This window comes from Promicromonospora soli (genome assembly GCF_014653785.1).
In the GTDB taxonomy this organism is placed as follows: domain Bacteria; phylum Actinomycetota; class Actinomycetes; order Actinomycetales; family Cellulomonadaceae; genus Promicromonospora; species Promicromonospora soli.
On the sequence record NZ_BNAS01000004.1, the window covers coordinates 343,360 to 356,960 of the forward strand.

14 protein-coding genes and 1 riboswitch are annotated in these 13,601 nt (G+C 70.4%); of the genes, 8 read left to right on the top strand and 6 right to left on the bottom strand.

The genetic code is table 11. From position 1 onward, the window contains the following. Nucleotides 1-48: 48 nt before the first annotated feature. Both IE250_RS14680 and IE250_RS14685 read left to right on the top strand, forming a co-directional pair. Nucleotides 49-1,104, top strand: a complete 1,056-nt coding sequence (locus IE250_RS14680) for a HoxN/HupN/NixA family nickel/cobalt transporter (RefSeq protein WP_189670016.1) — start codon at nucleotides 49-51, stop codon at nucleotides 1,102-1,104. A 240-nt stretch (nucleotides 1,105-1,344) separates the two neighbouring features. Further along, entirely contained in the window at nucleotides 1,345-1,995 is a 651-nt protein-coding gene (locus tag IE250_RS14685; RefSeq protein ID WP_189670017.1) for a hypothetical protein, read from the top strand. A 10-nt stretch (nucleotides 1,996-2,005) separates the two neighbouring features. Here the strand turns inward: IE250_RS14685 and IE250_RS14690 are convergent, their stop codons facing one another. Further along, nucleotides 2,006-2,392 (bottom strand): MarR family transcriptional regulator, encoded by a 387-nt coding sequence (locus tag IE250_RS14690; RefSeq protein WP_189670018.1) that lies wholly within the window; start codon nucleotides 2,390-2,392, stop codon nucleotides 2,006-2,008. A gap of 88 nt (nucleotides 2,393-2,480) precedes the next feature. On the opposite strand from IE250_RS14690, the gene IE250_RS14695 reads away from it, so the two are divergent. The 6 genes from IE250_RS14695 (at nucleotide 2,481) to IE250_RS14720 (ending at nucleotide 9,308) form a co-directional block, all read left to right on the top strand. Next, entirely contained in the window at nucleotides 2,481-3,536 is a 1,056-nt protein-coding gene (locus tag IE250_RS14695) for a substrate-binding domain-containing protein (RefSeq protein WP_189670019.1), read from the top strand. 119 nt (nucleotides 3,537-3,655) lie between these two features. Then, nucleotides 3,656-5,005, top strand: coding sequence for an FAD-binding oxidoreductase (locus IE250_RS14700; RefSeq protein WP_189670020.1), 1,350 nt, complete (start codon nucleotides 3,656-3,658; stop codon nucleotides 5,003-5,005). A gap of 213 nt (nucleotides 5,006-5,218) precedes the next feature. Continuing rightward, a riboswitch (cyclic di-AMP (ydaO/yuaA leader) is annotated at nucleotides 5,219-5,372 on the top strand. Further along, a complete protein-coding gene (locus tag IE250_RS14705; protein WP_189670021.1) occupies nucleotides 5,373-6,194 on the top strand; it encodes a C40 family peptidase in 822 nt (273 codons plus the stop codon). A gap of 103 nt (nucleotides 6,195-6,297) precedes the next feature. Continuing rightward, complete coding sequence (locus tag IE250_RS14710; RefSeq protein ID WP_189670022.1) at nucleotides 6,298-7,728, top strand: purine-cytosine permease family protein; 1,431 nt, start codon at nucleotides 6,298-6,300, stop codon at nucleotides 7,726-7,728. After that, nucleotides 7,725-8,300 (top strand): cysteine hydrolase family protein, encoded by a 576-nt coding sequence (locus tag IE250_RS14715; protein WP_189670023.1) that lies wholly within the window; start codon nucleotides 7,725-7,727, stop codon nucleotides 8,298-8,300. Before IE250_RS14710 ends, IE250_RS14715 begins: the two co-directional genes overlap by 4 nt. 114 nt (nucleotides 8,301-8,414) lie before the next feature. Further along, on the top strand, nucleotides 8,415-9,308 hold the full coding sequence (locus IE250_RS14720) for an SMP-30/gluconolactonase/LRE family protein (RefSeq protein ID WP_229872471.1): 894 nt from the start codon (nucleotides 8,415-8,417) through the stop codon (nucleotides 9,306-9,308). On the opposite strand, the gene IE250_RS14725 is transcribed toward IE250_RS14720, so the two are convergent. From IE250_RS14725 to IE250_RS14745, 5 genes are read right to left on the bottom strand one after another with little or no spacing between them, the layout of a single operon-like run. Next, nucleotides 9,305-9,799 (bottom strand): YbaK/EbsC family protein, encoded by a 495-nt coding sequence (locus IE250_RS14725; protein WP_189670024.1) that lies wholly within the window; start codon nucleotides 9,797-9,799, stop codon nucleotides 9,305-9,307. The genes IE250_RS14720 and IE250_RS14725 overlap by 4 nt on opposite strands. Nucleotides 9,800-9,839: 40 nt before the next feature. Continuing rightward, nucleotides 9,840-10,382 carry a hypothetical protein gene (locus IE250_RS14730; RefSeq protein ID WP_189670025.1) on the bottom strand — a complete coding sequence of 181 codons (543 nt, stop codon included), beginning with the start codon at nucleotides 10,380-10,382 and terminating at the stop codon, nucleotides 9,840-9,842. Nucleotides 10,383-10,442: 60 nt separating this feature from the next. Beyond that, nucleotides 10,443-11,327 (bottom strand): carbohydrate ABC transporter permease, encoded by an 885-nt coding sequence (locus IE250_RS14735; protein ID WP_229872472.1) that lies wholly within the window; start codon nucleotides 11,325-11,327, stop codon nucleotides 10,443-10,445. Beyond that, entirely contained in the window at nucleotides 11,324-12,265 is a 942-nt protein-coding gene (locus IE250_RS14740; protein WP_189670026.1) for a carbohydrate ABC transporter permease, read from the bottom strand. The genes IE250_RS14735 and IE250_RS14740 overlap by 4 nt, the downstream gene beginning before the upstream one ends. 4 nt (nucleotides 12,266-12,269) lie before the next feature. Continuing rightward, entirely contained in the window at nucleotides 12,270-13,574 is a 1,305-nt protein-coding gene (locus tag IE250_RS14745) for an ABC transporter substrate-binding protein (RefSeq protein WP_189670027.1), read from the bottom strand. Nucleotides 13,575-13,601: the final 27 nt, after the last annotated feature.

Genomic DNA, 13,601 nt, shown 5'->3' on the forward strand with positions numbered 1-13,601 from the left:
GCCGAGCCTGCTGAACCGGAGTCAGGAATCCCGGCCCTCGGAGGACACATGACCAACAGCACGCCCGCCGACCAGAACGCCTGCCGCCCGGTCAGCCACAAGCACCTCGAGCACCGCGAGCGCCGGAGCTCGACGGTCCCCGTCGTCGTCGCGCTCCACCTGGTCGGGATCGGCGGCCTGGCCGCGGCTCTGCTCGTCGACGGCGGAGCCGGGGCGATCACCGTCGCCATGGGGCTGGCGGCCTACGCACTGGGCCTCCGGCACGCGTTCGACGCCGACCACATCGCGACCATCGACAACACCACGCGCAGGCTGGTCCGCGCGGACCGGGACGCACGCGGCGTCGGCCTCTGGTTCTCGCTGGGGCACTCGACGGTGGTCCTGGGCGCGGCTCTGCTCCTCACGCTCGGCGTGCACGCCCTGGCGCCGATGCTCGGCGACGAGTCGTCGCCGCTGCGCAGGGCCACCGGGGTCTGGGGGCCGCTCGTATCGGGGACGTTCCTGCTGGCCATCGCGGCCGTCAACATCGTCATGCTGCGCCGTGCGCTGCGCGGGCACGCGCACCACCACACCGGCGGGCCGGTCACCTGGGCGCTGCGCCGCTTCGAGTGGTCCACGGACACGCCGGCCCGGATGTACGTCGTGGGGCTGGTGTTCGGCCTCGGGTTCGACACGGCCGCGGAGATCGGCCTGCTGGCGATCACGGCGTCCGCCGCCCTCGGCCAGGTCGCGTGGTACTCGGCCCTGCCGCTCGCGGTGCTCTTCGCCGCGGGCATGTCGATGCTGGACTCGGCCCAGGGCGCGGTGGCCCGGCGCGCTTACACGCACGCCCGGACCGACGGTGGGAGCGCCGGTGTCCCGGCGCCGGCGCGGGTGCGCTATGACGTCGTCGTCACTGGTGTGTCTGCGCTGGCTGCACTGTGTATCGGCACGGTGACGCTGGTACAGGTCGCCATCGAGCATGCCCCCTGGCTCGGCTGGGTCCCGGGAGCCTCCGTCAGCCTCGAACCCTACGGGGTAGTGCTGACGGTGGTGCTGCTGGTGGTGTGGGGTGTGGGGGCTCTCCTCCTCACTCCCCAGCGGAGGGGTAGGCCGACGGATTAGGTGTATTGACTCGGCAGGTCGTGAGCGCCTCGGCGGCGCGTTGGGTGGTTTCAGTCGGTGCCGGGGGCGCTGAACTGGGTTCGGCTGTGGGTAGGGTCTGCGGGCTGTACTGAACAGATCAGCCAGGGTTAGCCATGGACGCCACAGCCTGGTTGTCGACGTGCGCCGCAGACTGCGCGGAACACGACCAGTGCCCTGAGGGTTGCCGCATCCGCTCCAGGACACGAGCGAGAGGCTGAGATGGACGAACCTGACGAACCCGACCTGTGGACGGGCGTCGCCTTCGCCGCCGTCCTGACTGGTCCCGGCTGGCCGCTGATCCAATGGGGCGACTGGCTCTGGTCATTCGTCGATCAGATCCTCTTCGGCCTGTGGACCACCGCGACGCTCGGGATGCTCGTCGTGGTCGGCAAGCGCCTGGGCAAGAAGCGCGCCCTCGCACTTGGACTGGTCGCCCTTGGCCTTGCCGTCGGCGGCGGCCTGTCCTGGCTGAGCGAGGACCAGGCGGCCACGACCACCCAGCTCTGGCTGGTCGTTATCCTCGCCATGGCCGGACTCGGCCTGCCGCTCGGATCGGCGATCGCGCGACTCGAGACCATGACCGGGCACCTCGTTCGGCGCCTCCCGCAGACGGCCACGCTCCCGATCTGGCTCGGTTCCGGGACATGTTCCGTGGTCCAGGAGCGCCGGGCCCGGTTCGCATTCTTCGCCTTCAGCATGCTGAACGGCGACCTCAAGGTCGCCGGCCCCGCCGCGGACGCCGCGGCCACGAGCGAGGTGCCCGTGGTCATCGCGGCTGGGTTGAGCGAGTCGGACGCGAAGTGGATCGCGCGGTGGCTTCGGGGCACCGGGGCCAAGGTCAGGATTGATGGGGAGGCACCGGAGAAGTAGTACCCCAGAGCTAGCTCTGCGCCAGCCGCGCCGTCAGGCGTGAGAGGACGTCGCGGCCGCGTGACGAGAGGAAGACGCGGATCACACGGCGGTCGAAGCTGTCGACCTCGCGGTAGACGAGGGCCTTGGTGAGGAGGTCGTCGACCCGGCGGCCGAGGGTCGCCTTGTCGGCGAGCACCGCCTCGCGCAGCTGGGACATCGTCAGGCCGTCGCCGTCGCCCAGGACGTCGAGGACCAGCCACTCGTCGAGCGTGTAGCCCTCCGGGCCGAGCACCTCAGCGGCGTTCCTGGCTGCGCGCCGAGCGGCCAGGACGGACTCACGCAGCATCGCGACGGCCATCGCGTCATCCACGTCGTCGTGGGGCGTAGCCGTCGCCGTCTCGCTCGCAGTGCGCATGATCGCGTGCCCTCCCTGTGTGCTCGTACACTACCCGCCAACACTGGCCGAGCCCAGGAGAAAGGGCCCATTACGGGGACGGAGCGTCATGTCGGACTTCGTCATCGGCGCGCTCCTGCACTTCCAGGGTCCCGGAGGCATCTACGGACCGTCGTGCCAGGCAGTGACCGAGCTGGCCGTCGCCGAGATGAACGCCTCGGGCGGGATCCTCAGCCGCCCTGTGCGTGCCGAGTTCCTCGACGCGGGCCAGCCGCTCGCGATCCTGCGGCGTCAGGTGGCCGGGGTGCTGATGGCGGGCAGCATCCACGCTCTGACCGGCTGGCACACGTCGGCGGTGCGCAACGCCGTCGTGCCGCTGGTGCAGCGCCGGGTGCCCTACGTCTACCCGGCGGCCTACGAGGGCGCCGAGACGCGGCCCGGCCTCTACGTGACCGGAGAGGTCCCGTCGGCCCAGCTGTTCCCCGCCATCTCCCGGCTGCGGGCCGAGCTCGGGGTGCGCAGCTGGTACGTCGTCGGGGACGACTACGCCTGGCCGCGGCGCACGTTCCAGGTGCTGTCCACTCAGGTCGCGTCCCTCGGGGTGGAGTTCGCCGGCGCCAGGTTCCTGAACGAGCAGGGCGCGAGCGCCACCCAGCTGGGCGGCGTCGTGAACGACATCGAGACCTCGGGCGCCGACGGCGTGCTGATGCTGATGGTCGGGCAGAACGCGGTCCGGTTCAACCGTGCGTTCGCCCGGCAGGGCCTGGACGACCGGATGGTCCGCCTGAGCACGCTCATGGAGGAGAACATGCTCATGGGCAGCGGCACGGGCGGCACCGCCAACCTGTACTCGACCGGCGGCTGGTTCCGGAGCCTGGCCACGGGCGGGGCGCTCGACCTCATCGGGCGCTACACGGCCCACCACGGCGTGCACGCCCCCGCCGTCGGGGCGGCCGCCGAGGCCTGCTACGAGGGCATCTTCGCGCTCCGGACCATCGTCGAGCGGGCGGGTAGCGCTGCCGTGGCCGCTACCGACCGCTCTGTGGACGGCCTCGTGTACGAAGGGCCGCGCGGCCCCATGCGGTTTCGGGGCAACCATGCCGAGCATCGCCTCTACATCGCGCGCGCCGAGGGGTTCGACTTCGACCTCATGGGCGAGCTCTGAACCACGCGGCCACTGTGTGACCCAGGTCACATCGCCATGCGGTCACACCCATCGGGCCCGGGGAGTCATCTGTTCGTTCGGTGCAGCACACACCGCGACTCCCCTGTGGAAGGAACGTCATGACTTCAGCGCTCGAAACCCTTCGCCGTGACTTCGGCGGCGACATCATCGAACCGGGCGGAGCCGGGTACGAGTCGGCCAGCCGCTCGGTGCTCACCGCGGGCAGCCCGGCCTTTGTCCTCCGGCCCAAGAACGTAGGGGACGTGCGGGCGGCCGTCGGATTTGCTTCCGGCTCGGGGCTCGCGCTGTCCGTACGCGGCGGCGGGCACAGCTTTCCGGGCTTCGGCACCAACGACGGCGGCGTCGTCATCGATCTGAGCGAGCTCGCGAGCGTGGAGATCGTCGACGACGAACGCCACCTCGTGCGGATCGGCGGCGGCGCCACCTGGGGCCAGGTAGCGGCAGCCCTGGCCCCGCACGGCCTCGCGATCTCCTCGGGCGACACCAAGAGCGTCGGCGTCGGCGGGCTGACGCTGAGCGGCGGCATCGGCTGGAAGGTCCGGAAGTACGGCCTGGCACTGGACAACGTGGTCGGCGCGGAGCTGGTCACGGCCGACGGCGAGGTCGTGACCGCGAGCGCCGACCAGAACCCGGAGCTGTTCTGGGCGATCCGTGGCGGCGGCGGCAATCTCGGGATCGTGACGGCCTTCGAGTTCGCGGCGCACCTGACGACCGGCGTCTTCTTCGGCAAGGTGACCTTCCCGGCGGCGGAGGCCGCCGACGTGCTCCAGGGCTGGGCGGGCTACCTCCGCACCGCCCCGGAAGAGCTCACGTCCGTCGCGAACATGGCCAACCCGTTTGCCGGCGGTCCCGAGGCACCGGTCGAGATCCACGTCACCTTCGACGGTGACGACCCGGAGCTCGCGGCCCAGGCCATCGACCCGATCCGTGGGCTCGGGACGGTGGTGGCCGACGACGTCGCGCTGAAGCCCTACGCGGACATCCTCGCCGAGGGCGCGACCCCGCCGCCCGGCATCCAGGTGGTGGCCCGGAACGCCTTCGTCGGCCGGGAGTCGGTGCCCGACATCCTGCAGATCCTTGCCGGGGTCGGGACGTCGCAGGGTTCGCCGTCGATCTCCATCCACCACGTCACCGGGGCGGTCTCGCGGGTCGCCGACGACGCCACCGCCTACGCGCACCGCCACGCGGAGCTGATGGTCACCACCTTCACCGGTGGCCCGAAGCCGGTCGTCGAGGCCGCGCGCCCTGGCCTGGACGCGATCTGGGAGAAGCTCGCGCCGCACGTCGGCGGCGCCTACGCGAACTTCCTCGCGTCGGCGACCGAGGAGGACGTGGCAGCGGTCTATCCGACGCAGACGTATCGCCGGCTTGCGGCGGTCAAGCGGCAGTACGACCCAAGCAACCTGTTCGCCCGCAACCACAACGTCCGGCCGGAATTGGCCCTGTAAACCTGCGCACACGCGGGCGCCGTTCCATTCGGGGACGGCGCCCGCGCCGCGCACAGTGACATAGCCCACGTTTGATAAACGGGTCAAGCCAGACATATACGTACCCCACGACCGTAACGCGATTGTGACTTTTGAACCGTCCCGGGTTAGCGTCGGTCCGCTCGTGGGAGAGCTACGAGTACTCGAGGCGGACGCCGAACCCTGTCACCGCCCCCGAGATCAGCACCTACCCGATGACAGGGACGGGGGAACCACGAAGTCGGGCACCACCGGTGCCCTTGGGGTGAAGCCGCACGGAAAGTACCGCGGCCGGGTCATCTCCGATCCGAATCCGACAGCTCACTTCGTAGGCGTCAGGAGACCACACGTGACTACACGCACGCCTGGGCGCCATCGTGCTGCCCGCAGACCCATCACACCGCTGACTCCTCTCTCCCGCGCCGCGGCGCGGAGCATCTCGAGCGTCGCCCGTCGTGGCGCCTTCGTCGCCGCCGGGTCGGGCCTGGTCGTCTCGCTGCTCAGCGTCCCCGCGGACGCCGCGCCGGTGTCCGACAACAGCCCGGCCACCGCCGAGCTCGACATCCTGACGGACACCACGAACGCGGTGGCGGCGCAGGCCGTGACCGCGGAGGCTGCCCAGGCCGTGACCACGGCGCCGGCCCTGACCGCGCCGGCCGTGAAGGTCGCCGCCGACAGCAAGTTCGCCCTGGAGACGGGGACGATAAAGGTGACGCCGGCACCCGAGCCGGAGCCCGAGCCCGAGCCGGAGCCCGTCGTCGAGGCCGAGCCCGTCGAGGAGCAGGCCGCCGCCGAGCCCGTGGAGGAGGAGGTGGAAGAGGCTGTCCCGGCCTCTGCCGCCGGTTCCGACATCGTCTCCATCGCCATGCAGTACCTCGGCGTGCCGTACGTCTGGGCTGGTTCGACCCCCGCCGGGTTCGACTGCTCCGGGTTCACGTCGTACGTCTACGCCCAGGTCGGCATCGAGCTGCCGCACTCCTCGGCGGAGCAGCGCTACGCCGGCACCGTGGTCTCCGCGGCCGAGGCACTGCCGGGCGACCTCATCTGGAGCCCCGGCCACGTCTCCATCTACGCGGGCGACGGCATGCAGGTCGAGGCCCCGGTCCCGGGCGAGACCGTCCGCTACACCGAGATCTGGCAGGACAGCCCGACGTTCATCCGCGTCGGCTGACAAACCACGCTGGACCACGCTCGACCGCGCACCACAACGAGGGCCCGCACCACACGGTGCGGGCCCTCGTGCGTATCGGGATCCGGGTGGCAGGATCTTCGCCATGAGCGCTCCCGCCCCCACGGCAGTCGAGACCAACGCCCTCAACACGATCGACGAGTCCGAGCGGCGCGGGTCGCCGCGCGACCTGTTCTGGCCGTGGTTCGCGGCCAACGTGTCGGTGCTCGGGCTGGGCTACGGCTCCTACCTCCTCGGGTTCGGCGTGTCGTTCTGGCAGGCCGTGGTCGTCGGCGCGATCGGCATCGTGGTGTCGTTCCTGTTCTGCGGGTTCATCTCGCTGGCCGGGAAGCGTGGGTCGGCGCCCACCATGGTGCTGTCCCGGGCGGCGTTCGGCGTGCAGGGCAACAGGCTTCCGTCGCTGCTGTCGTGGATCCTCACCGTGGGATGGGAGACGGTCCTCGTCGCCCTGGCCACGCTCGCGACGTCGACGGTGCTCGGGGCCCTCGGCTGGGGTGGCGGCACGGCCACCAAGGTCGTGGCCCTCGTGGTCGTGGCGAGCATCGTGGTCGTCGCGGGCATCTTCGGGTTCGACCTGGTGATGCGGCTGCAGGTGGTCATCACGGTGCTGACTGCCGTGCTCACCGTCGTCTACATCATCCTCGTGGCCGACCACATCGACTGGGCCACCGTCGCCGCGATTCCCGCGGGCGCCAGCCCGCAGGTGGTCGGCGGGCTCGTGTTCATGATGACCGGGTTCGGCCTGGGCTGGGTCAACATGGCCGCCGACTACTCGCGCTACCTGCCGCGCACCGCCTCCGGCCCGCGGATCGTCGGCTGGACCACCCTGGGCGCCTCGCTGGCCCCGCTGGTCCTGCTGACGTTCGGCCTGCTGCTCGCCGGCTCCGACCCCGAGCTGAACGAGGCGATCGGCGCCGACCCGATCGGCGCCCTGTCGACGCTCCTGCCCACCTGGTTCCTCATCCCGTTCGCCGTCGTCGCGCTGGCGGGGCTGATCGGCGGCGCCGCGCTCGACATCTACTCCTCCGGCCTGGCCCTGCTGTCCCTGGGCCTGCCCGCGCCGCGCTGGGTCGCGGCCGCCATCGACGGCGCGCTCATGATCGTCGGCGCGATCTACGTCGTGTTCGTCGCCGACTCGTTCATCGGCCCCTTCCAGGGCTTCCTGATCACGCTGGGCGTGCCGATCGCCGCCTGGTGCGGCGTGCTGCTCGCCGACATCCTGCTGCGCCGCCGCGACTACACCGACGCCGACCTGTACGACTCCTCCGGCCGGTACGGATCCGTGAACTGGGCCGCCGTGCTCCTGGTCCTGGCCGGCACCGCCGTCGGCTGGGGGCTGGTGACCAACACCTACGCGCCGTGGCTGGCCTGGCAGGGCTACCTGCTCGGCCCGCTGGGCGGGGTCGAGGGCAGCTGGGCGTTCGCCAACCTGGGCGTGCTCGTCGCCCTGGCCATCGGGTTCGTCGGGACACTCCTGCTGAGCGCCCGCGCGGTGCGCCGCCAGGAGGAGCGATGACCGACGGCGCGGCCGTCCCCGGGCCGGACGCCGCCCTGGTCGTCATCGACATGCAGGACGTCTTCGCCCGCCCGTCGAGCCCCTGGGCCGCGCCCGACTACCCGGACGCGCTCGCCGGTACGCGCCGCCTGCTCCCCGCTTTCGCGGGCCGCACCGTCCTCACCAGGTACGTAGCCCCCGCGGTGCCCGACGGCGCCTGGCGCGCCTACTTCGACCAGTGGCCGTTCGCGCTCGTGCCCGAGCACGACCCGCTGTACGAGATCGCCGACCTGGCCGACGTCGTGGACGACGGGGTGCCCGTCGTCACGCGCACCACGTTCAGCAAGTGGGGCCCCGAGCTGGAGGCCGCCGCCGGCGGATCAGGCGAGCTCGTGCTCGCCGGTGTGGCCACCGACTGCTGCGTGATCTCGACGGCGCTCGCCGCCGCCGACGCGGGCCGCCGGGTGCTCGTGGTCGAGGACGCCTGCGCGGGCTCGACGGCGGAGAACCACGAGCGCGCCCTGGAGATCATGCGGCTGTACGCGCCGCTGATCGAGGTGACGACGGTCGAGGAAGTGCTCGGCAAGGTCTAGCCCGACCCCAGCCGCCGGCAGGTACCTGCTGAACATTCGTCAGTTGGCCCGGCGCTATGGGCGCGATGATGTCCCCGCCCGGGTTGGGCACCAGCCAGATCAAAGGAGCCAGACGTGACCGTGACCAGGATCCGCGCCCAGTGGGAGCGCCGTGACGAGCGATTCGGCGCCGTCAACGGGGACGAGTACGTCAAGGTGCTCTTCGACGAGGGGAGCTGGCTCGAAGGGCCGGCCTACTCGCCCGCTTGGCGCACCCTGCTGGTCAGCGACATCCCGAACGACCGGGTTCTCGCCTGGGACGAGGCGACCGGCGGCGTCGGCGTCTGGCGCAGCCCGGGCGGCTACGCCAACGGACGCACCATCGACCGCGCGGGCCGGATGCTCCAGTGCGAGCAGGGCACCCGTTCGGTGACCCGCACCGAGCCCGACGGAACCGTCACCGTGCTGGCCGACCGCTGGCAGGGAAAACGCCTCAACAGCCCCAACGACCTGGTCGAGCGCAGCGACGGGAGCGTGTGGTTCACGGACCCGAGCTACGGCATCGACAGCGACTACGAGGGACATCGCGCCACGCCCGAGATCGACGGCTGCCACGTCTACCGCCGCGACCCGGACGGGTCGGTCACCCGGGTCGCCGACGACTTCATCCGCCCGAATGGACTCGCCTTCTCCGCGGACGAGCAGACCCTCTACATCGTGGACACCCGGCGCGAGCACCTCCGCCGCTTCGACGTCCAGCCCGACCTCTCTCTGTCAGGCGGCGAGGTGCTCGGTACCTCCGACGCCGGCGGCTTCGACGGTCTGCGGGTCGACGACGCGGGCCGGCTCTGGGTAGCCGCCCACGACGGCCTGCACTGCTTCCACCCGGACGGCACCCTGCTCGGCAAGCTGCTGCTGCCCGAGGTGTGCTCGAACCTCACGTTCGGCGGGCCCAAGCGGAACGTGCTGTACGTGACCGCGACGAACCTGCTGCTGTCGATCCGGCTGAACGTGACGGGGGTTCGCTAGCCTTCCGGAGCCACCGCCGTCGGCGTACCGCCCGTGATGCGGACCAGCTCGTCGAACGTCGTCGGGAAGACGGTCTTGGCGTGGCCGGCCGCCGCCCATACCTCGTCGTAGGCGGCGAGCGCCGTGTCGACGTAGGTCGGCACCGGCGCCGGGTGACCCACGGGCGCGACGCCGCCGATCACTTGGCCCGTCGCAGCTCTGACCTGCTCCTTCGACGCCCGCGTGATGGACACGCCCAGCCGCTCCCCCAGCCATGCCGTGTCCACGCGGTGCGCGCCGGAGGTGAGGACGAGGGTCGGCTCGCCGTCGAACAGGAACACGAGCGAGTTCGCGATCTGACCTACCGCGATGCCGAGGAACTCGGCGGCGAGCGCGGCGGTCGTCGCGGCGTCGTCCAGCCAGCGGACCTGGCCGACGGCGCCGGCCTCCGCGAGCGCGGCGGTGACCTTCTCGACGGCGGGGTGGATCGGTGCGGGGACCTCGTTCGGCATACGGCGATCCTAGGTAGTCCAGCCGACGAGGTCCGGCGAATTACGTGCTCTGCGCTGCCCGTTCGTACCGGCTGACCGGCACGCCCAGCGGCCCGATCGCGAGGCTCCGGCGCACCGCCTGATAGAAGTCCCTCTGCTGGGCCCGCACGACCCTGTCCAGCGGTTCCCAATCATCAGGGCTGAAGGTTGCCAGGTCTCGAACCGCGTACTGCAGCGGACGCACCGCCGACCACAGGTCACTGCCGGCCTTGACCGTGGCGTCGTCCGCCACCAGGCACAGCGACTCCCATGCCAGCATCCTTCGCCGGTTGGCGGCGTCCAAGATCGACTTGCCCTCCTCGGGGGTGAGCGGCGGCGACTTCTCGCCCGGCCGCACGTGCGCCGTCATGCTGGCGAGGGTCTGGACGATCTCGCGGATCGCCGCGGCGTACTCCGCGCTCACATCGAGGAGCCGCTCGTCGAACCGGACCCGCTGCTCGCGTCGCCAACGCGCCGCGTCCGCGACTGCCGTGGTGACGAGCGTCCCGACCACGCCGATCAGGACACCGATCATCGCGGGCAGCTGGGTCAGCAGGACGTCCATCCGGCAAACCCTACATAAAGGGCGTTTGGCTCCGAGATGCCGCTCGGATCCGGATGCGCGCTACTCCTTGACGGACCCTGCAGTTAGCCCTTCGACGATCCAGCGGCTCGCCAGAGCGAACAGCACCATGGTCGGCAGGACCGTGAGCACCGCGGCGGCCGACATCGGGCCCCAGGCGATGTTGAACGTCGAGATGAAGCCGTTGAGCGCCGCCGGGATCGTCTTGTTGGCATCGGAGTTCATCAGCACGACGGACAGGAACAGCTCGTTCCAGCAGTTCACGAAGTTGAAGATGAAGGCAGCGACGATCCCCGGCGCCATGACCGGCACCAGCACCCGGAACAGCGCACCCAGGCGCGAGCACCCGTCGATCATCGCCGCCTCTTCCAGCGCGTCGGGCATGTTCTCGAAGAACCCGCGCAGCATCACGGTGGAGAACGGGATGCACATCGCGACGTAGACGAGCGCGAGCCCCGGCTTCGTGTCGACCAGGCCGAGATCGGCGAGCATCGCGTACAGCGGCCCGAGCGCGATGAACGCCGGGATCATCTGCGTGAGCAGGAACGCCCCGAGCACCGCGCCCTTGCCCCGGAACTCGAACCGGGCCAGGACGTAGGCGCTGAGCAACGCGATGAGCGTCGCCGTGGCGCCGGCGACGAGCGCGACCACCAGCGAGTTGCCGATGAACGTGCCGAAGCTCGAGGTTGCGAACAGCTCCGTGTAGTTGTCAATCGACGGTTCGGACGGCCAGTACTCCAGCGGCCACCGGTTGATCGAACCCGGTGACTTGAACGAGGTCACGACCACCCAGTACAGCGGGAACAGGGTCAGGACCAGCCACAGTGCAAGTCCCACGACCCTGGCCACGCTGCCCGCGGTCACCCGTGACGGGCGCCGTCGTGGCGCCGCCGGCGCGACTCTCGTGGTCTGTACGAGCGTTGTCATCGCTGGTTCACCCGCCTGATCGCCGTCAGGTAGAAGGCGCAGAACACGAACAGGACCACCATGACGGCCAGCCCGATCGCGCTGGCCAGGCCGTAGCTGCCCTGCTGCGTGTACTCGATCATCCACGTGGTGACGATGTGCGTCCGGCCCGCGGGTCCACCGGCGGTCATCGCGTAGATGATCTCGGGCGAGTTGAACGTCCAGATAGCGCGGAGCAGCACGGTCAGCGCCAGCGTGGTCCAGATGTACGGGATGACTATCGAGAAGAGCCGGCGTACGGTTCCCGCCCCGTCGATGGCGGCGGCCTCCAGGACGTCGTCGGGCACCGACTGGAGGGCCGCCAGGATCATGATCGCGAAGAACGTCACCCCGTACCAGACGTTGGCGGTGATGACGGCGACCATGGCGAGCCGCGGTTCGGCGAGCCACGGCAGGGGCGCTTCGATGGCACCGGCCTTCATCAGCAGGTCGTTGACCACGCCGAACTCCGCGTTGAACATCCAGCGGAACAGCATGCCGACCAGGAAGCCCGACACAGCCCACGGGTAGAACACGAGCGCCTGGTAGAGCCCGCGGAAGCGGAAGCGGCGCCACAGCGCCAGCGCGACGAGGAACCCGATCACGAGCTGCGGAACGATCGAGCCGACGACCCACACGACCGTGTTGCCCGCGACCACGGGGAAGACCGGGTCGCTCACGATCGTGGCGAAGTTCGCCAGGCCCACCCACGGCGTCGAGGTCAGGTCCCACAGGTTCCAGTCGCGGAACGCCATGTGGGCGCCCTGCAGCATCGGGAAGTAGGTGAACCAGCAGACGAAGACGATGGCGGGCGCCAGGAACCCGAGGATCGTCAGCGCGTGCCGGCGTCTGAAGGTCCTGCGGCGCCCGGGCCCGTGCTGGACCCGGGCGTGCGGTGCACGGATGGCTGTGGCTGTCACGTCGTCACTGCTCCGCGGCGTACTTCTCGGTCCAGAAGGTGTCCCACGCCTCGAGCAGCTCGCTCGTCGTCATGTCGCCGAGCAGGACCGCCTGCACGTCCTGGTCCGCCTTCTGCTCCCACTCGGTCCACCAGCTCACGCCGCGCGGCTGCACCACGTTGACGTACGTGTCGGGGTCCTCCGTCATCGTCACGTAGCTCGACCACGGGCCCTCGGAGTAGAAGGGGTCCTCACCGGCGCCGTCGATGATCGGCACGAGGCTGTTCCCCTGGGCGAACCGGGTCGCCGGCTCCTCGCCCGAGAGGAACTCGACGAGCTTGACCGCCTCCTCCTTGTGCTCGCTTGCCTCGGCTACTCCCCAGCCGGCGGTCGCGAGCGGCTGCGCCGCCTTGCCCGTGGGGCCGGTCAGCAGCGGGGCGGTGGACCACTGGTCCTCGGTGATCGTCGTCGACTCCGACACCGTGGCGATGACCTCCGGGTCCTGCAGCAGGAACGCCGTCGACCCGTTGGTGAAGCCCTCCACCATCTCGGGGTAGCCCCACGACACTGCCGACGGCGGTGACGCCTGCTCGAACAGGGAGAAGTAGGTGTCGACGGCGTCCTGTGCCTCGGGCGCGGAGAAGATCGTCGACCCGTCCTCGAGCCGGTAGGCGTCCTCCACGTCGAGGTCGTCGATCGTGTATGCCTCGACGGCGGCGACGACGTTGCTGAACCCGTTCTGGCCGCCGCGGAACGCGTAGCCGTAGGTGTTCTGCGAGGGGTCCTGGATCGCCGAGGCCTGCTCGAGCAGCTCCTCCCACGACGCCGGCGGGCCGTCGAAACCCGCCTCTTCGACGAGGTCGGTGCGGTAGAAGAGCGACAGCCCGTAGAAGCCGTACGGCACGAAGTAGCGGGCGCCGTCCTCGGCGGTGACCGCCTGCGCGTTGTCCGTGAGGTCGTCCCAGCCCGCCCAGCCGGTGACGTCGTCCGACAGGTCGTACAGCCAGCCGTTGTTGCTGAACGCCCCGACGGTGCTGTCGCGCACCTCGAGGACGTCGATGCCCCTGCCCGACTGCAGCATCTGCTGGAGCTTCTGGTCGGCCTGGTCCGTGGGCGGCGAGACGAGGTCGACGGTGACGCCGGGGTTCTCCGCCTCGAACTCGTCCAGGAGCTCGCGGAGGAGCGCCGTCCGGGCCGGGTTGGTGAGGCTCTCGACCATCTGCAGGCGGACGGCGCCGTCCTGCGCGGCTCCGGCTCCGGTACACGCGGTGAGCGCGAACAGGCTGATCGTGGCCAGGCTCGCGATGACGGCAGCTCGGGTGCGATTCATGTGCGCACCTCTCCTTCTTCTCGTTCG

Bases quoted from the DNA above. Each gene is read 5' to 3' on its own strand.
- IE250_RS14680 (WP_189670016.1), top strand. From the start codon at position 49: ATGACCAACAGCACGCCCGCCGACCAGAACGCCTGCCGCCCGGTCAGC.
- IE250_RS14690 (WP_189670018.1), bottom strand. From the start codon at position 2,392: ATGCGCACTGCGAGCGAGACGGCGACGGCTACGCCCCACGACGACGTG.
- IE250_RS14685 (WP_189670017.1), top strand. From the start codon at position 1,345: ATGGACGAACCTGACGAACCCGACCTGTGGACGGGCGTCGCCTTCGCC.
- IE250_RS14695 (WP_189670019.1), top strand. From the start codon at position 2,481: ATGTCGGACTTCGTCATCGGCGCGCTCCTGCACTTCCAGGGTCCCGGA.
- IE250_RS14715 (WP_189670023.1), top strand. From the start codon at position 7,725: ATGACCGACGGCGCGGCCGTCCCCGGGCCGGACGCCGCCCTGGTCGTC.
- IE250_RS14735 (WP_229872472.1), bottom strand. From the start codon at position 11,327: ATGACAACGCTCGTACAGACCACGAGAGTCGCGCCGGCGGCGCCACGA.
- IE250_RS14745 (WP_189670027.1), bottom strand. From the start codon at position 13,574: ATGAATCGCACCCGAGCTGCCGTCATCGCGAGCCTGGCCACGATCAGC.
- IE250_RS14700 (WP_189670020.1), top strand. From the start codon at position 3,656: ATGACTTCAGCGCTCGAAACCCTTCGCCGTGACTTCGGCGGCGACATC.
- IE250_RS14710 (WP_189670022.1), top strand. From the start codon at position 6,298: ATGAGCGCTCCCGCCCCCACGGCAGTCGAGACCAACGCCCTCAACACG.
- IE250_RS14725 (WP_189670024.1), bottom strand. From the start codon at position 9,799: ATGCCGAACGAGGTCCCCGCACCGATCCACCCCGCCGTCGAGAAGGTC.
- IE250_RS14730 (WP_189670025.1), bottom strand. From the start codon at position 10,382: ATGGACGTCCTGCTGACCCAGCTGCCCGCGATGATCGGTGTCCTGATC.